Annotated in this window: 22 protein-coding genes and 2 pseudogenes; 18 read left to right on the top strand and 6 right to left on the bottom strand. The window is 70.0% G+C overall.

The genetic code is table 11. The features are described from left to right. Window positions 1-2 precede the first annotated feature (2 nt). From ACH4SP_RS11505 to ACH4SP_RS11540, 8 genes are all read left to right on the top strand, one after another. The gene (locus ACH4SP_RS11505) at window positions 3-1,016 is read left to right on the top strand and encodes a 50S ribosomal protein L11 methyltransferase (RefSeq protein WP_398413149.1); all 1,014 of its coding nucleotides are present in this window, start codon (window positions 3-5) and stop codon (window positions 1,014-1,016) included. A gap of 65 nt (window positions 1,017-1,081) precedes the next feature. Next, the gene (locus ACH4SP_RS11510; RefSeq protein ID WP_398413151.1) at window positions 1,082-2,500 is read left to right on the top strand and encodes an iron-containing redox enzyme family protein; all 1,419 of its coding nucleotides are present in this window, start codon (window positions 1,082-1,084) and stop codon (window positions 2,498-2,500) included. After that, window positions 2,488-2,910, top strand: a complete 423-nt coding sequence (locus ACH4SP_RS11515; protein WP_398413154.1) for a Rieske 2Fe-2S domain-containing protein — start codon at window positions 2,488-2,490, stop codon at window positions 2,908-2,910. The genes ACH4SP_RS11510 and ACH4SP_RS11515 overlap by 13 nt, the downstream gene beginning before the upstream one ends. Before the next feature lie 80 nt (window positions 2,911-2,990). Beyond that, entirely contained in the window at window positions 2,991-4,241 is a 1,251-nt protein-coding gene (locus ACH4SP_RS11520) for an acetyl-CoA carboxylase biotin carboxylase subunit family protein (RefSeq protein WP_398413157.1), read from the top strand. Next, the gene (locus ACH4SP_RS11525) at window positions 4,238-5,572 is read left to right on the top strand and encodes an MFS transporter (protein WP_398413158.1); all 1,335 of its coding nucleotides are present in this window, start codon (window positions 4,238-4,240) and stop codon (window positions 5,570-5,572) included. The genes ACH4SP_RS11520 and ACH4SP_RS11525 overlap by 4 nt, the downstream gene beginning before the upstream one ends. A 68-nt stretch (window positions 5,573-5,640) precedes the next feature. Further along, window positions 5,641-6,597 (top strand): alpha/beta hydrolase, encoded by a 957-nt coding sequence (locus tag ACH4SP_RS11530; protein ID WP_398413160.1) that lies wholly within the window; start codon window positions 5,641-5,643, stop codon window positions 6,595-6,597. Then, complete coding sequence (locus tag ACH4SP_RS11535) at window positions 6,584-7,846, top strand: ATP-grasp domain-containing protein (protein WP_398413163.1); 1,263 nt, start codon at window positions 6,584-6,586, stop codon at window positions 7,844-7,846. The genes ACH4SP_RS11530 and ACH4SP_RS11535 overlap by 14 nt, the downstream gene beginning before the upstream one ends. After that, on the top strand, window positions 7,840-8,493 hold the full coding sequence (locus ACH4SP_RS11540; protein ID WP_398413164.1) for a LysE family translocator: 654 nt from the start codon (window positions 7,840-7,842) through the stop codon (window positions 8,491-8,493). Before ACH4SP_RS11535 ends, ACH4SP_RS11540 begins: the two co-directional genes overlap by 7 nt. Window positions 8,494-8,646: 153 nt before the next feature. On the opposite strand, the pseudogene ACH4SP_RS11545 reads toward ACH4SP_RS11540, so the two are convergent. The 4 genes and pseudogenes from ACH4SP_RS11545 to ACH4SP_RS11560 all read right to left on the bottom strand — a co-directional run. After that, window positions 8,647-8,937, bottom strand: a pseudogene (locus ACH4SP_RS11545) (hypothetical protein); the annotation flags it as partial. A 306-nt stretch (window positions 8,938-9,243) separates the two neighbouring features. Then, window positions 9,244-10,329, bottom strand: a complete 1,086-nt coding sequence (locus ACH4SP_RS11550) for a BTAD domain-containing putative transcriptional regulator (RefSeq protein WP_398413167.1) — start codon at window positions 10,327-10,329, stop codon at window positions 9,244-9,246. 187 nt (window positions 10,330-10,516) lie between these two features. Continuing rightward, window positions 10,517-10,684: a hypothetical protein gene (locus ACH4SP_RS11555; protein WP_398413169.1), complete on the bottom strand. Its 168-nt coding sequence runs from the start codon at window positions 10,682-10,684 to the stop codon at window positions 10,517-10,519. Continuing rightward, entirely contained in the window at window positions 10,678-11,118 is a 441-nt protein-coding gene (locus tag ACH4SP_RS11560; protein ID WP_398413171.1) for a hypothetical protein, read from the bottom strand. The genes ACH4SP_RS11555 and ACH4SP_RS11560 overlap by 7 nt, the downstream gene beginning before the upstream one ends. Window positions 11,119-11,874: 756 nt before the next feature. Here ACH4SP_RS11560 and ACH4SP_RS11565 point away from each other — a divergent pair. The 7 genes from ACH4SP_RS11565 (at window position 11,875) to ACH4SP_RS11595 (ending at window position 18,813) form a co-directional block, all read left to right on the top strand. After that, complete coding sequence (locus ACH4SP_RS11565) at window positions 11,875-13,188, top strand: ACP S-malonyltransferase (protein WP_398413174.1); 1,314 nt, start codon at window positions 11,875-11,877, stop codon at window positions 13,186-13,188. Next, window positions 13,185-13,928: a 3-oxoacyl-ACP reductase family protein gene (locus tag ACH4SP_RS11570; protein WP_398413176.1), complete on the top strand. Its 744-nt coding sequence runs from the start codon at window positions 13,185-13,187 to the stop codon at window positions 13,926-13,928. The genes ACH4SP_RS11565 and ACH4SP_RS11570 overlap by 4 nt, the downstream gene beginning before the upstream one ends. An 81-nt stretch (window positions 13,929-14,009) precedes the next feature. After that, the gene (locus tag ACH4SP_RS11575; RefSeq protein ID WP_398413178.1) at window positions 14,010-14,270 is read left to right on the top strand and encodes a phosphopantetheine-binding protein; all 261 of its coding nucleotides are present in this window, start codon (window positions 14,010-14,012) and stop codon (window positions 14,268-14,270) included. Next, the gene (locus tag ACH4SP_RS11580; RefSeq protein WP_398413180.1) at window positions 14,267-15,529 is read left to right on the top strand and encodes a beta-ketoacyl-[acyl-carrier-protein] synthase family protein; all 1,263 of its coding nucleotides are present in this window, start codon (window positions 14,267-14,269) and stop codon (window positions 15,527-15,529) included. Before ACH4SP_RS11575 ends, ACH4SP_RS11580 begins: the two co-directional genes overlap by 4 nt. Beyond that, the gene (locus ACH4SP_RS11585) at window positions 15,526-16,806 is read left to right on the top strand and encodes a beta-ketoacyl-[acyl-carrier-protein] synthase family protein (protein ID WP_398413182.1); all 1,281 of its coding nucleotides are present in this window, start codon (window positions 15,526-15,528) and stop codon (window positions 16,804-16,806) included. Before ACH4SP_RS11580 ends, ACH4SP_RS11585 begins: the two co-directional genes overlap by 4 nt. Further along, window positions 16,803-17,591, top strand: coding sequence for an SDR family oxidoreductase (locus ACH4SP_RS11590; RefSeq protein ID WP_398413185.1), 789 nt, complete (start codon window positions 16,803-16,805; stop codon window positions 17,589-17,591). The genes ACH4SP_RS11585 and ACH4SP_RS11590 overlap by 4 nt, the downstream gene beginning before the upstream one ends. Window positions 17,592-17,622: 31 nt before the next feature. Next, window positions 17,623-18,813, top strand: a complete 1,191-nt coding sequence (locus ACH4SP_RS11595) for a thioester reductase domain-containing protein (protein ID WP_398413187.1) — start codon at window positions 17,623-17,625, stop codon at window positions 18,811-18,813. A gap of 171 nt (window positions 18,814-18,984) precedes the next feature. Here the strand turns inward: ACH4SP_RS11595 and ACH4SP_RS11600 are convergent, their stop codons facing one another. After that, complete coding sequence (locus ACH4SP_RS11600) at window positions 18,985-19,866, bottom strand: GyrI-like domain-containing protein (protein ID WP_398413190.1); 882 nt, start codon at window positions 19,864-19,866, stop codon at window positions 18,985-18,987. A gap of 354 nt (window positions 19,867-20,220) precedes the next feature. On the opposite strand from ACH4SP_RS11600, the gene ACH4SP_RS11605 reads away from it, so the two are divergent. Both ACH4SP_RS11605 and ACH4SP_RS11610 read left to right on the top strand, forming a co-directional pair. Then, window positions 20,221-21,336 carry a serine hydrolase domain-containing protein gene (locus ACH4SP_RS11605; protein WP_398413192.1) on the top strand — a complete coding sequence of 372 codons (1,116 nt, stop codon included), beginning with the start codon at window positions 20,221-20,223 and terminating at the stop codon, window positions 21,334-21,336. Between the two features lie 512 nt (window positions 21,337-21,848). Beyond that, window positions 21,849-22,232, top strand: coding sequence for a hypothetical protein (locus ACH4SP_RS11610; RefSeq protein ID WP_398413194.1), 384 nt, complete (start codon window positions 21,849-21,851; stop codon window positions 22,230-22,232). Between the two features lie 482 nt (window positions 22,233-22,714). Here ACH4SP_RS11610 and ACH4SP_RS11615 read toward each other — a convergent pair. Beyond that, window positions 22,715-23,028, bottom strand: a pseudogene (locus ACH4SP_RS11615) (IS110 family transposase); the annotation flags it as partial. Between the two features lie 615 nt (window positions 23,029-23,643). Between ACH4SP_RS11615 and ACH4SP_RS11620 the strand changes: the two are divergent. Continuing rightward, window positions 23,644-24,996, top strand: a complete 1,353-nt coding sequence (locus tag ACH4SP_RS11620) for an MFS transporter (protein ID WP_398413197.1) — start codon at window positions 23,644-23,646, stop codon at window positions 24,994-24,996. Window positions 24,997-25,167: the final 171 nt, after the last annotated feature.

Consider the following 25,167-nt stretch of genomic DNA (forward strand, 5'->3'; position numbering starts at 1 on the left):
CGGTGAGCGGCACCCCGTATCGCCTGGGAGCGGTCCTGCTGGAGTCGCTCGCACGGGAGATGAGCGCGCTCGCCGAGGAGACGTCCGTACTGTTGAGGACGTCCGCGGAGAGCCTCACCCCGGACGCGGACATCTTTGCTCACATTGCTCGCAGGAACGTTCCACGCTGGCACTTCGCCATGCTCAACGACACCGCTCGCAACGAGGCCCTGGTCACCTCGCTGGAGCGGGGCATCCCGTCCGGTGCGAGGGTCCTCGACATCGGCTCGGGCAGCGGGCTGCTGGCCATCGCCGCAGCGCGGGCCGGGGCCGGCCGGGTGTTCACCTGCGAGATGAACCCCCTGCTCGCGGAGGTCGCCCGCAACATCGTGGACGCCCACGGACTGTCCGACGTGATCACCGTGATCGGCAGGCCCTCCACCGAACTCGACGCCGAACGCGACCTGGGCGGACCCGTGGATGTCCTCGTGTCCGAGATCGTCGACTGTGGCCTGATCGGTGAGGGACTGCTGCCCTCGGTGCGGCACGCCCGCGAGCACCTGCTCACACCTGGCGGCATCATGCTGCCCTCGGTGGGCCGGCTGCGCGGCCAACTGGCCAGCAGCGATGCGGTGCTCCGGCTCAACCAGGTCACCGCGGCCAGCGGCATCGACGTCTCGCTCATGAACATGCTGGCCACCCGCGGCCACTTCCCGGTCCGGCTCCACACCTGGCCGCACCGATTGCTGTCCGAGTCCGTCCCGGTCGTCACGTTCGACCTGGCGCGCGACGCCCTGCAACCCGGTCAGAGCGATCTGACGATCCCCGCCACCGCCGACGGGGAGGCCCAGGCGCTCGTGGTCTGGTTCGAGCTGGACATGGGCCACGGCATCGTCCTGTCCAACCCGCCGGACCACCCCGAGTCGCACTGGATGCAGGGCTGGATCCCCCTGGACAAACCCGTGCCGACCAAGGCGGGCGAGCCCGTGTCGCTGCGGCTGTCCTGGAGCGACTTCAGCCTGCGCGTACGGGTCTGACCCCGCACCGGCGTCGGAAGGCGCCGCAGTACATCCCCATCCGCCTGCGAACCAAGAGGTCAGCGATGAGTCACGTTCCCGCCCACGTCCCGTTCGAACTCAGCGGGGCAGAACTGCGCGACGCGGTGGTCCAGTACGCCACCGCCCCGATCTACCACGACAGCCTGGACTGGCTGAACCACGACAACCCCTACCGCCGCCAGCTCAGGCCCCAGGTCCTGCCGCTCCTCGACTTCGACAGGACACCCGCACGCGACGGCATCCTCAACTATGCGAGCCTCGCCGCGCAGCGCGTTCTGACCAGCATCTACGAGGCCGACCTGGTGTTCTTCCCGAAGTCCGGCCTGCAGGGCAAGGAGGAGGACTTCAAGGCCTTCTACAGTCCCGCCAACCGGGCTCTCGGCGAGCGGATCCGGCCGGCCCTGGAGCGCTACGCCTTCGGTTTCCTCGACGACGAGGTGGAGACCTCGGGCACCTGGACCGCCAAGAGTCTCGACGCCTACCTCGACTCCCTGGACGCCGGCGCCCCGGCACAGGCGTCACCTGCCGAGCAGGCCGTCCGCGGCTCCGCCGACAAGGAGCGGGCGGCTCGCATGTGGCTGGTCCAGTTCATCCCGGACTTCCTCTCCGAGGCGTCGCCGATGATGCGGAACGTACTCGGCTACTACGGACCCGCCCAGTCCGAGTGGTTCAAGGTCCTCATAGACGAGTACGGCTACGGCGTCCACGAGACCAAGCACAGCACCCTGTTCGAGAAGACCCTGGAGTCGGTCGGGCTGGAATCCGAGCTCCACCGGTACTGGCAGTACTACCTCAACAGCAGCCTGCTGATGAACAATTACTTCCACTACCTGGGCAAGAACCACGAGCTGCTCTTCCGCTACGTGGGCGCGCTCTATTACACCGAGACCTCCCTGGTCGACTTCTGCCGCCGCGCCGACCGGCTGTTGAAGGACGTCTTCGGGGAAACGGTCGACACGACCTACTTCACCGAGCACGTCCACATCGACCAGCACCACGGCCGGATGGCCCGAGAGAAGATCATCAAGCCGCTGGTCGAGGCCCACGGCGAGGGGATCATCCCGGAGATCGTGCGCGGCATCGAGGAGTACCGGGTGCTCGTGGACGTCGCCGACTTCGACTTCGGTGAGCAGATCGCCTGGATGGACGCCCAGCCGGAGCTGAAGAAGCTGCACGGCCCCGTCCACGCGGCCATCCTTGAGGGCCGCGTACAAGCGCCCGTGGCCCATCTCGTCGAACCCTTCAACGAGCTCTCCAACACGCACTGCCACGAGGGCGACGAACTCTGCCACATCGTCTCCGGCACCATGCGCTTCGAAAGCGGCCTGGGTTCCTCGCTGACCCTGGAGGCCGGCGAGGGCGTGGTCATCAAGCGAAACCGCCTGCACGGTGCGGACATTCTGTCCGACGAGTGCGTCTACGAGATCCACTCCGTAGGGGATTACCGGAAGTGTTTGTCGTGACGTTCGCCGCCGAGGGGCGGGACAACTGTGCGGTCGTGGCCGGAACACCCTACGTCTACGCCACGGTCCGGGGCCAAGGGTTCGTGATGCGGGCCGACTGCCCGCACCGCGGCGGCCCGCTGCACCTGGCCGACCTGGCCGACCTGGCCGACCTGGCCGACCCGGCCGACCCGGCCGAGGACGGCATCCGGCTCGTGTGTCCCTGGCACGAGCGCAAGACGTCATTGACCCGGCTGCGCGCGCAGATCCCGGCGGTGCGTACCGGCAACCGGGTCACCGCGGTCCTGCCCGACCGGCCGCGGGCCGGTGGCCGGCCCGCGCCGCGGGCGGCCTGTCCCGGTGCGGTCCTGGAGCACCGGCCGTTGTCGCCCGGCCTTTCCGGCCGGCCGCTGTCGCGCGCAACGCCCTGAGACCGGTCGGTGTTCTACAGATGTCCGGTGCGCGGCCCGCTCCTTGGGCCACGGACGACCACATGCGAGGAGAGCGGATCATGGGCACGGACGGTGGGAAGCCGCTGCTGCTGCTGATAGGCAGCAGCGCCCGGCGCAGCCGGGAGTTCATTCTCAAGGCGGTCAGCGGCCGCTATGCGCTCTGGCTGCTGCAACCGGCCCCGGTGACCTGGGAGGAGTCCTACGTCGTCGGCGGCACACAGGTGGACAACACCGACCCCGGGCTTCTCGTCGAGGCCGCGCGTCAGGTGGCCGCCGAGCGCGAGGTGGCCGGAGTGTTCTGCTACGACGAGGGCCTGGTCACCCCGGCCGCCCACGTCGCGCAGGCGCTCGGCCTGCCGGGCAACTCGCCCGAGACGGTCATCGCGTGCCGCGACAAGAACGCCACCCGGATCGCGCTGGAGCGGGCCTCGGTCGCCCAGCCCGCCTCGATCGGCGTGTGCTCCCTCGACGAGGCGCACGAGGCGGCGCGGAAGCTGGGCTTCCCGGTCGTGCTCAAGCCCCGCGGCCTGGCCGGGGGTATGGGTGTAAGCCGGGTCGACGGCTCCGAGGACGTGGCGAGCGCCTATCTGGCGGCGTCCGGCGCGTCCTACCCGGGCGTGCCCGTCTTCCAGGCCTCCGTACTCGTCGAGGAGTACGTCGAGGGCCCCGAAATCAGCGTCGACGCCGTGTTCTTCGAAGGTGAGGGCACACCGCTCGCGGTGGCCCGCAAGCACGTGGGGTTCGCGCCCTTCTTCGAGGAGACCGGCCACGACGTCGACGCGGCCGACCCGCTGCTGACCGACCCAGGACTGCTGGAGGCACTGCGCGCCAGCCACGCCGCGCTCGGTTTCCACACCGGCGTCAGTCACACCGAGTTCCGCCTCACCGCGGACGGCCCCCGGCTCATGGAGGTCAATGCCCGCCTCGGCGGCGACATGATCCCCTACCTCGGCGAGCTTGCCACCGGCGTCGACGTGGCCCTGGCCGCGGCCGATGTCGCGGCGGGACGCCGGCCACGGACCGAGCAGACCCGTCGCCGGGCCGCGGCGATCGCCTTTCTGTACCCCGAGCGGGACGTCGAGATCGAGACGGTGGCCGTGCACGAGGACCGGTTCACCCCCGAGATCCACAGCGCCGACGCCATGGCTGACCCGGGCGCCGTGCTGCGGCTGCCGCCACGCGGCTACATCTCCCGCTACGCCCGCGTCATCGCGCTCGCCGACACTGTCGAGCAAGCGCGGACGGCGCTTGAGCAGGCGACGCACATCGTCGAGCTCACGCACCGACCGGCCGAGGAGCCCGCCCGATGACCGAGCAGAAGTCCGCCGCCCCCGGCGGTGGACCGCACCCCTCCGTCATGCAGGCCCTGCGCGGCATCCCGGGCCCCATCCGGCTCGTACTCGTCGGCATGCTGGTCAACCGGCTCGGCAACTTCCTCCAGATCTTCCTGATCCTCTACCTCACCGCCAAGGGCTTCTCCGCGACCGAGGCGGGCCTGGCGCTCGGCGCCTACGGCGCGGGCTCCGTGGCCGGCGTCCTGATGGGCGGCTCGGCCTCCGACCGCATCGGATACGCCTGGACCATCGCCGGCTCCATGGCGCTCGCCGGGCTCGGCACGCTGATCCTGCCCCACTTCGATGTCCTGCCCCCGATCATCGTGGTGTCCGCACTCATCGGGCTCCTCGCACAGATGTACCGCCCGGCATCCGCGGCCCTCCTGGTGGAACGCACTCCCGAGGACCACCACGTCATGGTGTTCGCCGTCTACCGCATGGCGTTCAATCTCGGCACCACGGTGGGTCCACTGCTCGGCGCCCTCCTGATCAGCCACTCGTACAACGTCATTTTCTACCTTGAGGCCGCGGCGCAACTGGTGTTCGCCGTCTTCGCCCTGACCCTCGTGCGCTCCGGCGGCGGCTCCGCGCAGCCGTCGGCCGACGACAGCACACCGGGACAGTCCCGCTCGTACACGGCCGTCCTGCGGGACACCCGCTATGTGCTGTTCCTGCTCGCGCTGTTCCTCAACGCCGTCGTCTACATCCAGCACACCTCGGCACTGCCGCTCCAGGTCAAGGCCGACGGACACGGCGTGGGGTTCTACTCCGCGCTCCTGTCGCTGAACGCCGTCATGGTCATCTGTCTGGAGCTGCTGTTCACGAAGTACGTGCAGCAGCTGCCGGGACGGATCGCCGTAGCCCTGGGCGTCGGCCTTGTCGGCGTCGGCATGAACCTGTACGTGGCCGGGCCCAGCATGGCCATGTACGTGGTGGCCACGATCGTGTGGACGTCGGGCGAGATGATCGGCACCCCGACGGCCTCCGCCTGGCCGGGCCGGGTCGCCCCCGGGCAGCTGCGGGGCCGCTACATCGCCGCCGCCGCGTTCCCGATGCAGATCGGCTACGCGATCGGCCCCGTGCTCGGCGTCGCCGTATGGCAGGCGTCCTCGGCGTCGGTCTGGTGGCTGTCCGGGGTGCTCACCGTCGGGGCCGTCGCCGCCGCCTGGGTCGGCATGCGCGACCCGCGTGCCGGCAAGCCCGCCGACGCGGGCCCGGCCGTCGGGCCGTCCGGTTCCGCCGAGCCGGCCACCAGGGCCGCCGAACCAACGGGCGGCGGCGCTCCGGCCGCCGAGAACACCCTCTGACTTCCGCCCCTCTCTCCGGTCCTGGCCACCCGGCCCGGCACCCGTCCTCGGAAGCGAGCGAGTCACGCATGACGTACGCAGATGGCATCGAGAAGTTCGTGGAAACGGTCAACGGCGCGCTGCCGCCCGACTTCTACACCTATCCCGTCGCACGGCAGCGCGCCCTGTACGACGGACTGACCGAGGTGCTGCCCGTCCCCGTCCCCGACGGCGTGACGCACCGGGACGCGACCGTCGCGCACGAGGGACGCACCGCCCGCATCCGTATCTACGAACCGGCCCGACGCACCGGCCACGCAGTGCTCTTCTACATCCGCGGCGGCGGCTTCGTCATCGGCTCGCTGCACAGCCACCACAGCCTGGTCGCCGAACTCGCCGACCGTACCGGCCTGGTGAGTGTCGCCCTCGACTTCGGCATGGCGCCGGAGAACCCGTTCCCCGGCCCCCTGGAGGACTGCTACGCGGGCCTGTGCGGCACCCTCGCCGACCTGCCCGCGCTCGGCCTCGGCACCCTCGACCCGGACGGCGCGGTGCTCTGCGGCGAGAGCTCCGGCGCCAACATGGCGGTGGTCCTGTCGATGATGGCGCGCGACCGCGGCGGCCCCCGGCTGCGCGCCCAGGCCGTGATCAGCCCCGTCCTGGACTTCACCCGCTGGCGCCACGGCGGCGAGGACGCACCCTTGCTGTCGGGCGGTGAGATGGAGTTCTACACCGCCTGCTACTGCCCCGAGCCCGAGCAGGCGGCCGACCCTCGGGTCTCGCCGTTGCTCGGTGCCTCGTTCGAGACGCTGCCACCGGCCCACGTCGTCGGCTGCGAGCGGGATTCGCTGTGCGTGGACGCCGAGAAATACACCGCCCTGCTGCGGGAGAGCGGCACGGCGGTGACGTACGTACGAGAGGACGGCATGGTGCACGCCCCGGTGCGTGCCCGGCGTGTCAGCGAGCCCGCGGCGGACCTCTTCGCCCGCTACTGCGCTGCTGTTGCCGCGCTGGCCCGCGGGGAGGTGCCCCATGACGGGCGCTGAGCCGGGCCGGGGCCCCTGCGTCATCGTCGACCCCTACTCGTCGGGCGCCCTGTTCGCACAGGCCCTGCGTGCCGAGGGCGTCCCCGTGGCGGCACTCGTCACCGGACCGAACCCGCTCGCGGCGTACGCCTCCTCCTATCGCCCGGCGGACTTCCCCGACGTCATCGTCCACGAAGGCGACCTGGACAAGACCGTACGCAGGGTGCGCGAGCTGGCCCCGCGCTGCGTCATCGCGGGCTGCGAGTCCGGCGTGGAACTGGCCGAGCAGATCGCCCCCCGGGTGGTGCCCGCGCGCTGCAACGTGCCCGAACTGGCCGGGGCGCGCCGGGACAAGAGCCTGATGGCCGTGGCCGTACGGGCCGCCGGGCTTTCGGTGATCCCGCAGATCTGCACCGGCGACGTCGAGGAGGCGGCGGCCTGGCTGGACCGTGCGGGCCTGACCGGGTCCGACCTCGTGATCAAGCCGCCCAAGAGCGCCAGCACCGACGGCGTCATCAAGGTGCCCGGCGGGTCGGGATGGCGCGAGGTGTTCACGGGACAGCTCGGCCGGGTCAACCAGTTCTGTGAGCGGGACGAGCGGCTTCTGGTGCAGAAGTTCGTCACCGGCACGGAGTACGTCGTGGACACCTTCAGCCACGACGGCCAGCACTCCCTCGTCGACGTCTGCGCCTACGGGAAGACCGACAACGGCCCTCACATGGCCGTTTACGACACCATGCGCTGGCTGCCCCCGGGCGATCCCGCCGTCACGGCGCTGGCAGGCTACGTACACGGCGTCCTCGGCGCGGTCGGGATGCGCTTCGGCTCCGCGCACGTGGAGGTGATGGACACCGCGGACGGTCCTGTCCTCATCGAACTGGGCGCCCGGCCTCATGGCGGCGGGCAGCCGCAGTTCAACCGCAACGCCACCGGCGACAGCCAGATCGACCGGACGGTGCGCTGGCTCACCGGCGGTGAACTGCCGCAGAGCTATGAGCTGTTGACCCACCAGACATGCGTCTTCCACATCGCCCCGCGCTCGGGGACCGTGCGCGGCACAGGCGTCCTGGACGCGATCCCCCGGCTGGCGAGCCACCACTTCTCGGTGCAGGCCCTGTCCGACGGCGACTACGTCCCGGTCACCAGGGACCTGGTCGACAGCCTCAACTTCGGCTTCGCCATCCTCGCCCACTCCGACGCCGGACAGATCGAGCGGGACTACCGTGCCATCCGCGCCCTGGAGCAGCGGCTCGTCATCGGAGAATGGTGATCAACGCCCTGGCGTTCCTGGCCAGTTCCCTGGTGGTGATCGTCGCGCCGGGGCCCGACCTGGCCCTGATGACCCGGCTCGTCCTGGAAGGCTCGCCCCGTACGGCCGCTCCGGCCGCGTTCGGCATGATCACGGCGGGGGCCGTCCAGGTGACGCTGGGGGCGCTGGGGCTTGCCGCGCTGCTCGCCGCCCGTCCGGACCTGTTTGCCGCGTTCCGCCTGGCGGGGGCCGCTGTGCTGCTGGTGTGGGCGTGTCTGGCGCTGCGTGCGGCTCTGGGGCCAGGGGACGCGCCGGTCTCCTCTCCGGGCGGTGCCCCGCCGGTCGGTGGGCGGGGGGCGTGGGGGAGGTGGGGTTGGTGGCGGATGTTCGGGCTCGGACTGCTGTGCACGGGGTCGAACCCCAAGGTCGGCATCTTCCTGATGGCGTTCCTGCCACAGTTCGTGCCGTCGGGCATGGACCCAGCCGCCGGCCTTGCGCTGTTGGCGTGCTGCTATCTCGCGCTGGGGCTGGCGTGGCTGCTGGTGTGGATGAAGCTTGTCCACCGGCTGTCCGGGCATCTGGACTCGCCTTCGGCGCGGCGGGTCATCAGCGGGCTCACCGCCGCGGTGTTCGCGATGTTCGCGCTGCGTCTGGCGCTCGGTGGCTGACCGCGACGCCCGGGGCCGCCCAGGCGGCGGGGGGCTGCTGCCCCTGGTCACGCAGAGACTGGGCGTACCGGAGCAGTGGCGCGGGTGCTGGACCAGCTGGGCGGCGTAGGTGCGGATCACCGGCGGCAGCCCGCGGCAGTAGCGGCACAGGGCCACGGCGGCCAGCGGCTCCGCCCCGATCCGCTGCGGACCGAGGAGCTTGGTGAGCAGCAGCAGTGCCTCTTCGTTGTCGAGCACGTCGACGGTGATGCGCCGTACGCCGTCCCTGGCCACCAGGCCGGGCAGAGTGTTGCGGCTGGTGATGAGCACGGCGCAGCCCGCACCGCTGGGAATCAGCGGGCGTACCCGGTCCTCGTCGCGCGCGTTGTCGAGGACCACCAGGACCCGCTGCCCGGACAGCTTCGTTGGAGAGAGGCTCTCGGCCCTGTCGAGCGTGTGCGGCATGCCCCGGGCGGGGACGTCGAACGCACGCAGGGACCAGGTCGGCGCGTCCTGGGCGGTCAGCGGACGGGTGCGGGCGTGACCGCGCAGTTCGAGAGAGAGCTGCCCGTCCGGGAAGTGCTCGACGGTCCGGTGCGCCCACCGCAGGGCGAGCGCCGTCTTGCCGCCGTCGGGCGGCCCGGTCAGCAGTGCCGCCGGCACCTGCCCAGCCCGCGCCCCGGGCGTGAGGGGTACCTGGTCCCGCTCCCGGATGAGGGCGGTGCGTCCGACGAAGTGCCGTGACCCGGCCGGGAGTTGGGAAGGCGTGGTCTACTGCTGCGCAGAGCGGACCGGGTGCTGGGACTTGGGCAGAGAGTCCGCGGTGGTCAGTACGCTCTGAGGCCAGGCAAGGCGCTGTTGCAGCACCTGCAGCTGGGCACGGCGCATCTCGGGTCCGGGCCGCAGGCCCAGATCGGTGTCCAGGCGTCGGCTGACAGCGGAGAAGACCCGCAGCGCCTCGGCCTGCTGGCCACAGCTCGCCAGGGCCAGCACGAGCCGGGCTTGCACCCCCTCGTGCAGGGGCTCGTCCTCGGCGGCGGCCCGCAGCGCGGACACCACCAGCCCGGGCTGTTCGAACTTCAGCGCGAGGTCTGCGTACAGGAGAAGGTTCTCGATGCGGCGCCGGTTCGCGGCGATGGCTGCCGGGTGCTCGGCCAGCAGCGGCTCCGCCGACAGGACCGGGCCGCGCCAGCCCTGCTGCGCCAGCGCCGCGAACTCGAATGCGGCCCGCTCTTCGCCGCGCGCGTGGGCCTGCCGTCCCTGCTCCGCCAGGTCTCCGAAGCGGGTCAGGTCAACTTGGTCGCGCCCCACCGACAGGGCGTAGCCGGTCGGCGTCCGGACCAGGTACGAGGGGTTGCCGGAGCCTGAGCCGGAACCCGCGGACCTGAAGAAGGTGCGCGCCTGGCTCACATAGGTGTGGATCAGGTTCCGATACGAACGCGGCCGTTCCCCCTGCCACAGGGCGCAGGCGATCTCGTCGAGCCCGGCCGGGTGCGGATAGCACAGCACCAACAGCGCCATCAGTCGCCGCAGCTTGCAGGCCCGCATCTCCCGCTCGACGCCGTCCAGCTCGATGCTCAGGCTGCCGAAGACGCCGATTCGCAGGCCGGTCCTGTCGTGTGGGGCCGGTGCTCGCTGCGGGGCGAGCGGGCACCGGATCTCCTCGACGTCGAGCCCGAGGACCGCCGCCAGCCGGCACAGTGTGCGTCGCTGCGGCCGGCGTACGTGTCCACGCTCGATGTCACGCAGAGCCCGCACGCTGATCCCCGCGTCCGCAGCCAGCCGGCTCTGCGTCAGCCCGGTACGCCTCCGGTGAGCGCGCACGCGTGCATCGAGGGGGTGTCGTGCTGTGGGCATTGTGGTGTCCTTCCTGCGGTGGCCAGACGGTGCTTCACCGGTTGGCTGGTGGGTGGGCCCTTACGACCCTGCTCGTCGGGACAGAGCCTCGGTCCGTGAGGGGCGTGTGGTCCGGCGAGTCCTGAATCATCAGTTGCGGAAAGGCTTTGCGTCCGAACCGCTGCACGACCCTTCCGGAGCAGCGCGCTCAGCGGACGATCGTGCTGCGCCCGGCCGCGAGTCCGGCGAACGCGATCAGTAGCCACACCGGCCCGACCACGCCCTGGAAGGCGGGGAGTCCGGTCGCCCGCGCGAAGACCGTCACCACCAGCACCAGCACCAGCACCAGCACCAGCACCAGCACCAGGCTCAGCACGTCGATCCAGCGCGATACGTGCGTTCGCGCAGAGCCATCCACGCAATTGCCCCGGCGTCGTCGCCGAAGGACTGTTCATTCATCCCGGCCGGCAGATGGATGGTCAGCGTTCCCTTCCAGCCGTATCCGTACGTCAGCCCGACCGCCGAGGCCGTCACCAGGCCCAGGTGGGCGGTACCGCGAGAGACCTCCAGCACGTCGGTGACCGTGCCCTCATCGCTCTCCGCACCGGCCAGGGCGAAGCTGTTCCAGAACGGGGTGACGCGGATGCCAGGGCCGTCGGCGGGGACGAGGACCACGGCGAGTTGCTCGCCGGGATCGTCCTCGCGCGGAACCAACACACTCGCGGTGAGCAGGCCCATCGAGCGGACCGGGCCGCACGGCTTCTTGGTGCCGCTGACCACGAGGCCGGCGTCGGTGACCTTGGCCGTCATGGTGGTGGCCGCCGCCCGACTCCTTGAACGGTTTGATACCGGGACTGCCCAGCCGTTCCAGATCACCGAGCGGGGAGGCGGCCAACTTGGCCTCCAGACCTGGCAGGAGGGCATCGAGGGCGGCCCGTTCAGTCGACAGGAACCTCATGGTGTGTCTTTCAACAGGGTTGAGGGGAGGGGGGAATGCAGGCGGTGGGGGATTCAGCGGACGGACGCGCTGCTTGCGCTGTCAGAGGCGGGGGTAGCACGTACGGATCTGGTCCAGAGCCCAGCGCATGCGGGCCACGGAAGTCTCCGGATAGTTGCCATAGGCAACGGCCAGGACAACGACACAGCCGCGGGTTCCACCATGGGCGCGAATCGCCCGCCGAACAGCGACCCCGACCTCCGACCGTGTCAGGGTGGAACCAGTGGGCAGGTCGCTGCTGAACAGGGCCTCGGCCCTGGCAGCCGTCAGGGGGTCGGTTGAGCCGGTCATGGTGTGCCTCGCTGCCCGTCGTGTGAGAACGCCTGGCGGACCGGCAGATGGCTGGGCCCGGCAAGCGAGGGGTCGGTCGCGAGACTCACTGTGCGTTCCCGGGTTGCAGGACTGATTGCAGCAGCCGCTGCAGTCGGAACGGCAACAGCTCAAGCGCTGGGCAAAGCAGGCTGCCGCTGAGCCGCTGAGCCGCTGAGCCGCTGAGCCGTTGAGCCGCTGAGCCGTTGAAGGCACGTTGAGCGGTTTGAGCTGCCTCGCGGTCACGCCGGGCGTGCGCCGTGGACGAGCAGGTGCAGGCAGGGCTCACCGTGGACTCCCGCATGGATACGCCATGGCAGGTCGGACGATCGGTGGATGCCTCAGGCACGGCGTGCGCCCTCCACGAGTGCGCCACGGCGCACTTCGTAGCGCGCGTATGCATCGTGACCCAGCTCTTTGCATCTGCCGGAGATCACGAGCAATGGGAGATCATGGGGCTGTGGCCCGTTCGGGCAAAACCACTGATTCCTGGCGTCCGTCTTCCTGTTCGCGGACGTCCTCATCGCCGCATCACCGTCATCACCGCCCTGGCCGTACGGGCGGAGCGAGGAGCGCAGGCAATGAACATGGCCCCTTTGAGATCTCCCGCGGTGCTGTTTCCCGGGCAGGGTTCGCAGGGCCCCGGCATGGGTGTGGCTTGGCGAAACGATCCCGCGTGGGCGGTCGTCGAGGAGGCCGAGGGCGCCCTTGGGCGCCCGCTCGAACCGATGCTGCTGAGTGCCGATTCCGTCCCCACGTCGACCACGGACACACAGTTGTCGGTGGTGCTGTGCTCAATGATGTCCTGGAAGGCGCTGGCTCCCGCTCTCGCCCGTGAGGGGGGCGTTCGGCCTCTGCTGGCCGGCCACTCCCTGGGGCTGATCTCCGCCCTGCACGCTGCGGGCGTACTCACTGTCGGGGACACCGTGCGCATCGTGGCGTTAAGGGCCCGCCTCACCGAAGCCGCCTGTGACGGAACAGGCGGGATGACGGCCCTGCTGCTCGGCTTCGACGGGGCCGCGGCGGCGTGCGCCGACATCTCAGGATGCTGGGTCGCCAATGACAACGCGCCGACGCAGACGGTCATTTCGGGGAAGCACACCAGCCTGCGGGAGGCGGAGGCGGCCGCTACGGCATTGGGAGCGGGTGATGTCATTCCGCTCGATGTCGCCGGACCCTTTCACACTCCGCTGATGCACCGGGCATCCGAGGAATTCCTGTCGGAGCTGGGCGCCATCCCCTTCGGCAGGGCGCGGGCGGTGATCGTTCACAACGGACGCGTGCATCGGCCCGGCGCCACCGGTCCCACCGCATGGCGCGGGCTCGTTGCGGCCGACCTCACCACTCCGGTCCGGTGGCGCGACACCCAGCACGCTCTCGCTCGCCTCGGAGCCGACGCCGTTGTCGAGGCGGGCTACGGCCGCACGCTCACCGGTCTGGCCAAACGCACGCTGGGACGGGTCCGGCTCTACAACGCGTCGGCACCCGACGTCTGCGGCTCCCTCTCCGAACTCGTTCGAGCGTCCGACAACAACGGTGCGGCGCCGCCCCTCAAGACGGGCGCCTCCTCATGACGGTGCAGGAAGTCGGCGCCAAGGTCGCTTTGGTCACCGGCGGGTCGCGGGGCATCGGCGCCGGCATCGCGGCCGTGCTGGCCGAACAGGGGCACCGGGTCGCAATCGCCTATTCCCGGGACCGGACTTCGGCCTCCGAGGCCGCCGCGAAGACCGGGTGTCTGGCCGTGCAGGCCGATGTCACCGACCCCCCGCAGGTCGACGCTCTGTTCCGCAAGGTCGGTGAGCACTACGGCTCGGATGTGCAGATCCTCGTCAACTGTGCAGGTCTGCTGTCCGACGCGCTGGTCGGTGAGATGACCGTCGCTCAGTGGCGGGCCGCGCTGGAGGTGAACCTCACCGGTCCTTTCCTCTGCGCGTCACGCGCCGCCGCGGGCATGACCGCCGCACGGTGGGGCCGGATCGTCACCGTCGGATCGGCCGCGGGCGTACTCGGGTCGGCCGGGCAGGCGAACTACGCGGCGGCCAAGGCGGGGTTGATCGGCCTGACCAGATCGCTCGCTCGCGAACTGGCGCCGTACACCACCTGCAATCTCGTCATGCCAGGGCCTGTCGACACCGCGATGATCAGTCATCTGACCGCGAAGCGCCGACGCCAACTGGCCGACATGATCCCGTTCAAGAGGTTCGGGACCGTCCTTGAAGTGGCGTCGGCTGCTGCCTTTCTGTGCTCGGCGGAGGCGAGCTTCGTCACGGGTGCCGTACTGCCCGTGGACGGCGGGATGTCCATGGGCCACTGAGCCCCTACCTGTCTCAACCCCTCAACTCGACGGCTGCGCCCGTTCGGCGCGCCGCGACCCCACCCGAAGGAGTAGTCCGCCATGAGCGACCCCCAACCCGACATCCCGGTCTCCAGCGCCGTCACCGAGATCCTGATGCGCATCCTGTCGGTGTCCGAGGACGACGTAAAGCCCGAATCCCGGCTCGCCGATGACCTGGACGCCGATTCGCTCGACCTCGCCGAGATCGCCGCGGCGCTCGCTGCACGCGGGTTCCTCGTGGACAAGTCCGATGTGAAGGCTCGGGCCTCGACGGTGGCCGAACTCGTCGCACTCGTCGGCTCGCCGTCCGAACCCACATGAGGAACGCGCAGCCGACCCGACGACCAGTGGCGGTCACCGGGATGGCCACGACCACGCCGGCCGGAGTCCGCACCGAAGACCTGTGGAGCGCGCTCCTCGCGGCCAAGGGGACACTGGCCGGCGCGTTCGGGACGCCGGATGCCGGCCGCGGGACCCCGGGCTTCGCCTGCCGATTGCCGGCCGCCGCCGACGAACGCCAACTCGCCCTGCGGTTGGGCAAGTTGGGTCGCCGCCTCGACCCGGCCACCCGGCTGGGCGTGTTCACCGCGCTCAACGCCCTCGCCGACGCGGGCCTGACCGACCGTCCCCGGGACACAGGACGTGCCGTGTCCGGCCGGTTCGCGGTGGTGGCGGGAACGGCGTTCGGCGCTTCCACCACCTTGGAGGCCCCGGAGCGGGGCACCTTCTTCGTGCCGATGGCCATGCACAACGCGCTGTCCGCCTCGATCAGTCTGGTCGCCGGTTTCACCGGCCCGTCACTGGCCGTCAGTGCCGCATGTGCCACCGGCGCGGTGGCCGTCGGCGAAGGCGTACGGCTCATCCGCGAGGGCATCGCCGATGTCGTCGTCGCGGGTGGAGCCGAACTGCTCACCGCGAAGTCGCTGGCCGGGATCGGAGCCAGCGGCGCGCTGTCCGCGCGAGCCAGCGAACCGCTGCGCTCGGCACGGCCGTTCGACGCTGACCGGGATGGAACCGTGGCGTCCGAAGGAGCGGCGTTCGTGGTACTGGAGAGCCTCGATCACGCCGCCCGCCGGGCCGCCCGCGAGTACGGCCGGATCAGTGGCTACGCCACTACCTGCGACGCCCACCACTTGACCAGCCCCAGCCCGGGAGGCGAGGGAGCGGCCGAGTGCATGCGCGCCGCCCTGGCCGATGCCGCCGTCGACGCGGCGGACATCACCCACGTCAACGCCCACGCCACCTCGACACCGGTCGGCGATGCGGCCGAGGCCCAGGCGATCGCATCGGTCTTCGGCCCCCGCCGGGTGCCGGTCACCGCCAACAAGGGCGTCACCGGCCACATGATCGCTGCCTCCGGTGCCGCGGAGGCGGTCGCCTCCCTTCTCGCCCTCGCCCACGCCGTGGTCCCGCCGACCGCCAACACCGTCAAGGTCGACGACGCCCTGGAGATCGACTTGGTCATGGGCCGGTCCCGGGCACTGCCGTCGGGCCCCGTGCTGTCCAGCTCGTTCGGGTTCGGCGGCCACAACGCCGCCCTGGTTCTCCTCCCGACGCCCCACGGGCCGGAGCGGTCATGACGTCCCGCGAGAAACTCCTCGACCACCTGGGCCGCCGTCGGGTCGTCGTCACGGGCATCGGTGTCACCACCCCGGCCGGCTGCGACCTCGACACCTTCACGGACACGGTGATGGCGGGCGCACCGACCGCCGGCCCCATCACCCGGTTCGACCCGACCGGGCTGCCCACCCGATTCGCCTGCCAGGTCAGCGGATTCCGGCCCGAGCGGTATCTGTCCGGCAAAGACCTGCGCCGTGCGGACCTGTTCGCCCAGTACGCCCTCTGTGCCGCGCTGGACGCCCACGCCGATGCCGGTGAACCGCCCAGCGACCCCACCCGGAGCGGCATCGTCTGCGGGTCCTCCTTCGGAGGGGCCCACTCCTACACGCTCCAGGCGCTCAACTGCCTTGACCGGGGCCCTGAAGAGGTCAGCCCGCTCACGACCACCCTGTTGATCCCGAACTCCGCTGCCGCGTTCATCGGCATGAAGCTGGCCTGGCACGGCCCCTCCACCACCCTGTCCACCGCCTGTGCCTCCGGGATCGACGCGATCAGTACCGGAGTCGGCCTGATCCGTGACGGACGCTGTGATCTCGTGCTGGCCGGAGCCACCGACTCCGCAGGGGTGACCCTGCTGATGATGGCCGCCTTCTGTCAGTCCGACGCGCTGTCGACCCGTAACGACGACGTCGCCACCGCATCCCGCCCGTTCTCGGTCGGCCGTGACGGCTACGTCATGGGCGAGGGCTCGGCCTTCCTGGCCCTGGAGCCCCTGGACGACGCGCTCGCCCGTGGAGCGAGGATCTACGCCGAGATCGCCGGCACCGCGCAGAGCACTGACAGCCACCACCTCACCGCACCGAATCCGGCCGGCACCTGGGTCACCGCCTGTATGAACACCGCCCTCGCCGACGCCGGGCTCACGCCCGGCGACATTGGCTCGGTCAACGCACACGGGCCGTCCACCCCGCTCGGTGACGCGATGGAAACCCGCGCCCTGCTCGCCACCTTCCACGGCACGCCCCCACCGGTCACCAGCTCCAAGAGCGTCTTCGGCCATTTGATGGGGGCGTCGGGCGCGGCCGAGGCCGCGGTTGCCGCCCTCACCGCGTTTCGCGGCCTCGTCCCGCCGACCGCGGGCCACGACAAGCTCGCCGACGACTGCGCGGGGCTGGACGTGGTCACGGGCCGACCACGCGACACCGGAGGCCGGCCGGTCCTGTCCAACTCCTTCGGCCTTGGCGGGCAGAACTCCTGCATCGTCCTGACCCCACCCGGATGGAGCCCCCTGTCATGAAGGGAACCTTCGCCGACGAGGTGGTCCTCGTCACCGGCGGCGGACGCGGAATCGGCCGCCACATCACCCAGGCGTTCGCGCGCGAGGGCGCCCACGTCCTCGTCAACTGCTTCCGCGACCCCGAATCCGCCCAGCGCACCGTCGACGAGGTACGGGACAGCGGTAGCAAGGCCGACCTGGTCCCCGGCAACGTCGCCGACCGGGCCGCTGTCACTGCCCTGTTCGATACGATCTCCGAACGAACCGACCGGCTGGACATCCTGGTCAACAACGCCGCCGCGGGCCGGTTCGCCGCAGTGGACGCGGTCCACGAACGGCACTGGCTCAGAGCTCTTTCCACCAACGCGGCCGGCCCCCTGTGGTGCTCACAGGCAGCCCGGCCTCTGCTGGAGCGGGCACGACGACCCGCCATCGTGAACGTTTCCTCGTCCGGGGCGGGCACCGTGCTGCCCGCCTATGCCGGCACGGGTGCCTCCAAGGCCGCACTCGAAGCGCTCACCCGCTACCTGGCAGTCGAGTACGGGCCCGCCGGCATCCGGGTCAACGCCGCGTCAGGCGGCCTGATCGAAGGAGACGCACGAGCCGGAATGCCCGGGAACGACCGCCTGGAATCCGCCGCCCGCGCCAGCACACCGCTGCGCCGGATCGGCACACCGGACGAACTCGCGCAGGTGGTGCTGTTCCTCGCGTCACCAGCCGCGAGCTGGATCACCGGGCAGGTCCTGCACGCCGACGGCGGCCTGTCGATCACCCATCCGGCATACGCCTCGACGATGGCCCACTGAAGCGAACAGCACCCGAGGGAAAGCGACCGCCATGATCCAGGGCAGCACCGCTCGTACGGCCCTCTCGATTCCGCCCACAGACCTCCGGCTCCCGGCCGACATCAACCCCGGCCGCACAGCACAGCACGAACCCCCACCGGACGTACTCCTCACGGGCGCGACCGGCTATCTGGGCGCGTACCTGCTGCGCGAGCTCCACAACTCCACCCCGGGAACGGTCCGGTGCCTGGTGCGTGCCGCCGACGGCCGGGAAGCAACCGCGCGCCTGGCCGCACGCTGCGCCGAGGTGGGAGTCCCCGCCGAGGCAGCCGTCGCGGTCGCCGGCGACTTCACCCGGCCGCAGTTCGGCCTGGACGACGCGTACTACCAGGCCCTCGCCGACCGCACCGGAACCGTCTACCACTGCGGTGCCTCGGTCAACATGAACGACCCCTACCAACTGGCCCGCGTCCCCAACGTCCAAGGAACCGTCGAGGTCCTGCGGTTCGCCGCGTACGGGCCGGCCAAGGCGGTGCACCACGTCTCGACCATGGCGGTGTTCATCTCCGCGCGTGCCTGCGGAACCGACCTGATCGGCGACGACAGCGCGCCGTCGCTGGAGTACTCCGGCACGTTCGGCTACCCGGCCTCCAAATACGTGGCCGAGGAACTGGTGCGACAGGCCGCCGCACGCGGCGTCCCCGCCGCGATCCACCGTCCGCCGTTCGTCCTGGGGGACAGCGCCACCGGCATGGTCGCCACAGGTGAACCGCTCAGCACCCTCATGAGGGTGTGCGTCCAGCTCCGCACGGCTCCCGAGACACTGCCCCAGGTGCCGGTATGCACCGTCGACCACGCCGCGCGCGCCATCACGGCACTGGCCCCGGGCGCGACACGCACACAGGACCTCCAGGCGTTCAACCTGCACGATCCGGACCTGTTCCCGCTCGACGAAGCCGTCCACGCCCTGCGCCGGGCCGGGCACGAGATCACATCCGTACCCCTCGACGATTGGCTGGCGCAGCTGGCTGCCAACCGCCGCGTACAGCCCGCCCGGTCGCTGTACGCGATGTTCGACATGCTCCCCTACCTGGTCGAGGCGACCCCGGAACACCGCCTGCCCACCCTCGCTCCGTCCCGTGTCACGTCCCTGCTCACCGCCAGGGGAATCGACGCCCCTGTGATCGACGAGGCGTACCTGGCCAGACTCACCGCCTGGACGTTCCCGCCCGAGAGCAACTGACCATGACGCCAGAGGCTTTGGAGCACAGCTCCCCTCGCCCCTTCCCGGCGGGGCCATGGACCTCTGCGCCGCGTACCTGCGGCACCGTCCTCAACCTCAGTGCCGATCCACTCAATCCGGGGAGGGGGCGTCCAGGTCAATCCGGGGAAGGTGGCGTCCAGGTGCTGGTGTTCACACGCCGGCGCTCGCGCTGCTTCGCTCGACCGGGATCCACAGCTGGGAGTCGGTCTCCGCGCCGATCTCTACCGGCCTCGTCAGCAGAAGCTCCGGGCCGGGCCGACTCACGTACGGGTTCGAGGGGAACCACTGCGTGAACACGTCCCGCCACAGCTCCTGGAGGGCGCTCGGATAGGGCCCGTGGTTGTCGAAGACCGCCCAGGTCCCGGCCGGCACGTCGAGGGCGTCGAGCTCCTCGGCGGCCACCTCGGGGCCGGTTGCCACGCCGATCCAGTAGTCCGCCTCGACGCCCTCCTCCCGGCTGTCGGTCAGATACACCGCCGCCGACAGGATCCCCTCCGGCTCTCGACCGGCCAGCTCCTTCATCCGTTTGATCGCGTGCGCGTCCAGGCTTTCCACGTACGCCGCGGCCACCGCGTTGATGCCCTCGTGCACGAGAGGGACCCGGGCTTTCCTGCCGACGATCCGAAACGGTTCCTTCTTCACGATCCGGTACCGCATGCTTGTACTGCCTTCGACGACAACACGGAAGGACATGCGGGGCTGTGTCGTGAGCACCGCACCCGTGCGTCGGGCCTCGCCCGGCCCGATGCCGTGCACGGACCGGAAGGCGCGGGCGAACGCCTCGCCCGAGCTGTACCCGTACCGCACCGCGACATCGAGCAACGTCAGCTCCCGGGCGAGTACTTCGGCCGCGGCGAGCGTCATCCGCCGGCGCCGCACGTAGACCGGGAGCGGCATCCCGGCAAGGGCGGAGAACAGCCGCCGGAAGTGGTACTCCGACACTGCGGCGACCCGGGCGGTCTCGGCCATGTCGACCTCCCGGTCGAGGCAGGCTTCCAGGTGGTTCAGCGCCAGATTCAGCCTCTCCAGCACTCTGCTGCCTCCTTTCCTTTCCCTCTCGTGTCTCCTCTGCAGCAGCGCACACCCAGCCGCAGGAGCTGCAGCGGCCGGCACCCGCGCCCCAACCAGAGCGGCTGGCCACGGCCGCCATCGACTCTGCGGTCTCGGGCGCCGGCCCGACTGCCGTGACGCACATGCTCGACGAGTGGCCCCCGGGCGTTCCCGGTGGGAACAACTACCGCTACGGCGGGTCGGCCGTCGGGCCGACCGCGCGGCCGTCGGGCCGCTGTGCTGGAGCGAGAAACACTCTGTGGTCCTGCCCCGCCCGACAAAAGTAGAGCGGGAATTGATGGGAAGGAAGCTGCGGCGCTCCCTGAGGCTTGGCCCATGAATCACCTCCAAGGAGTGTGCGAGCCGCGATTCGCCGCAGTAGGTGCAGCCCTGTCAGCTTCGCTCGGCAAGGACGATGTGGGCGCCTCGGTCGCTGTCTACCTCGACGGCGAGCCGGTGGTCGACATCTGGGGCGGGTACGCCGATGCGGACCGCTCTGTCAGCTGGGGGCGCGACACCCTCGCTGGTGTGACCTCGACGACCAAGACCATGACCGCCCTGTGTGCGCTCCTGCTGGCCGACCGGGGCCTGCTCGATCTGTCCGCGCCGGTCGCCGCCTACTGGCCCGAGTTCGGCGCGGCCGGCAAGGAGAACGTGCTGGTGCGGCATGTGCTGTCCCATACCGCGGGGCTGCCGGACCTGTCCGGGCTGACGGCGGTCGAGGACCTCTACGACTGGCATGGCGTGACGACACGGCTGGCCGCGCAGGCTCCCGAATGGGAACCCGGGACGGCTGCCGGTTATCACGCGCTGACCTTCGGGTTCCTGGTCGGTGAGATCGTCCGGCGCATCACCGGCCGCGGCCTCGGTGAGTTCTTCGCCGAGGAGGTGGCCAAACCGCTGGGTGCGGACTTCCACATCGGGCTCTCCGCCGAGCACGACCGTCGCGTCGTACCGCTCATCCCGCCGCCGTCACTGACCGACGAGTACGCCTCCAGCGCACCGCTCGGGCTGGACGGCACCCGCCGGGAGCACACCGGTGCCGCGGTCCGGGTCAGGGATGCCAACTCCGTGGCGTGGCGCCGTGCGCAGATCCCCGCGGTGAACGGCTTCGGCAATGCCCGGTCTGTCGCCCTCGTCCAGTCGGTACTGGCAAACCGGGGTGCGGCCGGCGGGGTGCGCCTGCTGTCCCCCCGGGGCTGTGAGCCCGCGTGGCAGGAGGTGTTCCGCGGCGAGGACCGCGTCCTGCGGTCGCCGATGTCCTGGACCGTGGGCTTCGGCAAGTTCGGCAGCACTTTCGGCTGGGGCGGCTGGGGCGGCTCGCTGGTCGCGAGTGATCCAGGCGCTCGCATGACGGTGGCGTACGTCATGAACCAGATGCTGGACCGGGACCAGCAGGAGGACAACCGCGGCATGGAAATCATCATGGCCGCCTACAGCGGACTGCAGTGACAGCCAACGGAAAGGGGGCAGTCCATGCAGGCGCGGACAGACGTCCAGTGCGCATCTGAAGGTCCTGCTCAGACTGCTGAGGCAGGGCATCCTCAACGAGGCGACCGGCCGGAAACTCGCGGCCGTCTCAGCGGACACCGCGATACGGGCCGGCCGGTACCTCTTCGACAGCGGCGCGCACTCCGCAGCACAGAATCTGCTGCTGGGCGCACTTCGCGCAGCCCACGCTTCGGGCGACAGCCGCCTCAGGGCTGGCGCGCTTTCGTTCCTGGCCCTCCATGACTGCTCCGTCGGCGACCCCCGAGACGCGATCACCGCGGCGGGTACGGCCCGGCAGACCATCGCGGACCATGACGCACCGGTACTCAGAGCCATGCTGCTGACCAGGAAGGCCCGCGGACATGCCCGGTTGAAGGAGAACCGCGACGCCCAGGCGGCTGTGGACGAGGCGCATTCCCTCCGCGGCCGAGGGTGCGGCGAGGAAGGACTCGTAGCCCTTTCCAACGTTCAGAATGCCGACCTTCGAATCGGGACTGCTCCTGGCCCCGACAGCTGTGCCCAAGGCCTGGCGGCCGCGCACCTGTGACGGCCGTGGACTGCGCTGCGCGCCGACGGTGACCGACCCTGACACCTGTCGAACGCTCAGGCGGAATCTTGACTCTGAGGAGAGCGGTGATTCAGAAGTCGGTACCCAGCAAAGCGAGGGGGCGACGATCGAGCTGAGCGATGCGGATCTTCTCGCGCAGCCAGTTCGCGACATCACCTTCCTGTTCAAGCAGGAGGGCAATCTCCTGTGGATGAACAGCGCGATCGACAGCGCAGACACTCCGTACTGGGCATGCTCGCCACCCGCGGATTCTCGACCGCGGTGCCTATTTCCTGCGCCGCCGCTGTGAACACGCACCACAAGGGGACAACTGTCGTATGTGCGGGCAGGGTTCAGCCGCCGGACACTGGCTTCAGCCTGCGTGCATCCGGCCTGGTTGCACATCGTCTACACAGACGGCAAGGGCCGGGCTTCGTCCATCGGCTGCAGGGAGATGTCATGCCAACAGGGACTTGGGCACGGATCCTCAGGGTGACGCTCGCGCGCGTCACGGCCCTGGCTCTCCTTCAGCTCGGGGCCGCCTCCAGGTCGGCGTCGGCCAGGAAGGTGTCGGCGAGCTCCCCCTCCTTCCGGTAGAGAGCGAAGACCTCCTCGGCCGTCATTTCCGGGGCGGGCTGCCACGCGTTCTCCCGGGCCCTCCAGGATGTCCAGGACGTGCCTGCGCTTGCTGTTCAGGGCGTTGAGCAGCGTCGTCAGTTCAGTGTCAGCCATGGGCCGGACCCATGCGGCGGCCCCACTAACATCCGGCTCACTGATTCCTCATGCGGTCTGTCAAGCCGCTGGAGCGACGGGTGGTGTGGCCTCGTAGCATCGCCCGTCGCGGAGAAGGGCCCAGCGGACATTGACGCGGCGGCGGGCGAGTGCCGGCACGGCCTGGACGTGGCTCTTGCCCTCGGCGCGTCTGCGTTCGTAGAACCGGCGGGAGTCCTCGCAGCGTCGGATGCTGAACAAGGCGGAGGTGTAGAAGACCCGTTGGAGGCGACGGTCGTGTCTCTCCGAGGGTGGCGGATGCGTCTTCGAGGGCGGCGGAGGTTGCCGCTCATCCTGCCGGAATCGCGGGGTACCGGTGCGACGCCCCCGAAGCCGTCAACTGGACCTCGGTTCCCCTGAGTTGGATGAAGATGGAAACGCACGAGCACGGGGAGCGCCCCGGATCTCCTGCGTGCGGGCGGCGAACGCCTTGGCCGCACGGGCATCGACTACGTCGGCGTTGCACAGGGAGGTGACCGCTGGCGACTGGTTCTGGTTCCGGTCTCGGCGCCGGCTCTCTGCTGGAAGCCCTCCTGCGGGAAAACGCGCGCGCCCATCAGCTGGTCAATGCGCTGACCGGCGCCTGCGCCGACTGACCGAACACTCTCGGACGCATCCCGGGGCCCGCCCACCAGAGGAGCCGGACGCGTTGGCCAATGCACGGACCAGAATTCGCCCGAGGTGCGACCGGCAGAGGCCACGCCCTTGTTTCGGCCAGACAGAGGCGAGTAGTGGGCAACATGTAGATGGCATCTACCGCAGTCGTCACTCGTGCACCAGTGTTGTGTGCATCGCCAATGCAGGGCAAACAAGTCGACGTACCTGGGGAACGCGGGTGACCCGGCGGCCTGGTGGGCGCGACCGAGAACCGGCCGGTTCGGCAGGCCTGTGCTTCGGGACCGCGCCCGCCACCCAACCGTCCATTTCCGCGAAGGGACCTGACACTCACCATGGTTGCTGCTCCTTCCCGTACGACCGCTGCAGACATCGGAAGTCTCAGCCCTGCACGGGCACGCTTCACCAAGCGCTGGACACCGCGTCTGGTCGCGTTCGGTGAGTTCATCGACGGCTACGACCTGCTCGTCATGGGTTCTGCGCTGCTCTTCCTCAAGCCGGCCTTCGATCTGACGCCAACTGAGGTGGGCTGGCTCGGTGCCATCGCGTTCATCGGCGCGGCAGTCGGCCTTGTCGTATTCGGTGACCTGTCCGATCGGTTCGGACGGAAGGTCATCTTCGTCATCAACCTGGTCTTCTTCGTCGTCGCCTCACTCGCTGCCGCGTTCGTGACCGAGGTCTGGCAACTGATGCTGGCCCGGTTCTTCATCGGCGTCGCCGTCGGCATGGACATCCCGACCTCGCACGCCTTCCTCACGGAGATCGCACCCAGAGCGAGGCGCGGCCGGGTCGCGGGATCGCTTCCCAACATGATGTGGCTGAGTGGTGCGATCACGAGTGTGCTCATCGCGCTCGCACTGCGCGACGTGGCGGGGGAGAACACCTGGCGCTGGCTGTTCGGGCTCGCGGCGATCCCGGCACTCGGTGTACTGATTGCCCGTCAGTTCTTGCCGGAATCTCCGCGCTGGTTGCGGGCGCAGGGGCGCCACGAGGAGGCCAGGAAGGTATTCACGATCCTGGGCATCGAGGAGCCGGCCGCTCCTGTCGGGTCCGTCGGCAGGAAACGTCATGTGCGTGAACTGTTCGCCGCCCGGGCGGGATTGCGCCTCGCGGCGGTCACCGGGTTCTTCGCGATCCAGGCCTTCGGCGGCGCGGTCGCCACCATTGCGGGCCCGCTCGTCATGGCGGCCAGTGGCATCGGAGCGCAGTACTCGCTGTGGTTCTCGCTGGCCGGGTTCGTGGCGGGCCTGGGCGCCGTGGTCGCGGGTGCCCAGCTGATCGACCGAATCAACCGCAGGACGCTGGGCATGTGGTCCTGCGTCGGCGTCTTCATCGCAGGTCTTGGCATTGCCTTCCTCGGTCCGAAGTCTTCGGGACTTCTGCTGACCTTCTTCGTTCTCTACTCCCTGCTCACGTGGTTCGGGCCTGGCGTGCTGTCCTGGGTGTGGTCGTCCGAGGCGTTCCCGACGCATCTGCGCGGCATCGGCAGCGGTATCGCACAGGCCGTCACCCGCCTCATGATCGCGTTGAACGTGGTCCTCGCGCCGCATCTTCTGGAGCGGTTCGGGTTGCGTTCCGTCGCCATCTACGCGTCCGCCTACGTGATCGCCGCAGCCGTCGTCGCAGCCTCACCCTTCCTCGCAACCACCGGCAAGGAACTTGAGGACATCAACATCGGCCGGGAATAGACGAGGTGGGCTGCACATGGATGGGCGTCCCGCACCACGTGCACGAGCACGTGCACCGCCCACCCTCGGGTCCACGCCGCGGCAACTCGGTGGCCATTCGTGTCGGCGATGCGCCAGGGCCGGACCGGGACCGCGCACACGCGCCCCGGTGCCCTCTTGCGGTCGACGACT

It is taken from the genome of Streptomyces sp. NPDC021093, assembly GCF_044333135.1.
In the GTDB taxonomy this organism is placed as follows: Bacteria; Actinomycetota; Actinomycetes; order Streptomycetales; family Streptomycetaceae; genus Streptomyces.

Excerpts from the sequence above, each read along its gene's own strand:
- ACH4SP_RS11510 (WP_398413151.1), top strand. The coding sequence starts at position 1,082 with ATGAGTCACGTTCCCGCCCACGTCCCGTTCGAACTCAGCGGGGCAGAA.
- ACH4SP_RS11520 (WP_398413157.1), top strand. The coding sequence starts at position 2,991 with ATGGGCACGGACGGTGGGAAGCCGCTGCTGCTGCTGATAGGCAGCAGC.
- ACH4SP_RS11525 (WP_398413158.1), top strand. The coding sequence starts at position 4,238 with ATGACCGAGCAGAAGTCCGCCGCCCCCGGCGGTGGACCGCACCCCTCC.
- ACH4SP_RS11530 (WP_398413160.1), top strand. The coding sequence starts at position 5,641 with ATGACGTACGCAGATGGCATCGAGAAGTTCGTGGAAACGGTCAACGGC.
- ACH4SP_RS11535 (WP_398413163.1), top strand. The coding sequence starts at position 6,584 with ATGACGGGCGCTGAGCCGGGCCGGGGCCCCTGCGTCATCGTCGACCCC.
- ACH4SP_RS11540 (WP_398413164.1), top strand. The coding sequence starts at position 7,840 with ATGGTGATCAACGCCCTGGCGTTCCTGGCCAGTTCCCTGGTGGTGATC.
- ACH4SP_RS11550 (WP_398413167.1), bottom strand. The coding sequence starts at position 10,329 with ATGCCCACAGCACGACACCCCCTCGATGCACGCGTGCGCGCTCACCGG.
- ACH4SP_RS11560 (WP_398413171.1), bottom strand. The coding sequence starts at position 11,118 with ATGACGGCCAAGGTCACCGACGCCGGCCTCGTGGTCAGCGGCACCAAG.
- ACH4SP_RS11570 (WP_398413176.1), top strand. The coding sequence starts at position 13,185 with ATGACGGTGCAGGAAGTCGGCGCCAAGGTCGCTTTGGTCACCGGCGGG.
- ACH4SP_RS11575 (WP_398413178.1), top strand. The coding sequence starts at position 14,010 with ATGAGCGACCCCCAACCCGACATCCCGGTCTCCAGCGCCGTCACCGAG.
- ACH4SP_RS11580 (WP_398413180.1), top strand. The coding sequence starts at position 14,267 with ATGAGGAACGCGCAGCCGACCCGACGACCAGTGGCGGTCACCGGGATG.
- ACH4SP_RS11585 (WP_398413182.1), top strand. The coding sequence starts at position 15,526 with ATGACGTCCCGCGAGAAACTCCTCGACCACCTGGGCCGCCGTCGGGTC.
- ACH4SP_RS11590 (WP_398413185.1), top strand. The coding sequence starts at position 16,803 with ATGAAGGGAACCTTCGCCGACGAGGTGGTCCTCGTCACCGGCGGCGGA.
- ACH4SP_RS11595 (WP_398413187.1), top strand. The coding sequence starts at position 17,623 with ATGATCCAGGGCAGCACCGCTCGTACGGCCCTCTCGATTCCGCCCACA.
- ACH4SP_RS11605 (WP_398413192.1), top strand. The coding sequence starts at position 20,221 with ATGAATCACCTCCAAGGAGTGTGCGAGCCGCGATTCGCCGCAGTAGGT.
- ACH4SP_RS11610 (WP_398413194.1), top strand. The coding sequence starts at position 21,849 with ATGCCGACCTTCGAATCGGGACTGCTCCTGGCCCCGACAGCTGTGCCC.
- ACH4SP_RS11620 (WP_398413197.1), top strand. The coding sequence starts at position 23,644 with ATGGTTGCTGCTCCTTCCCGTACGACCGCTGCAGACATCGGAAGTCTC.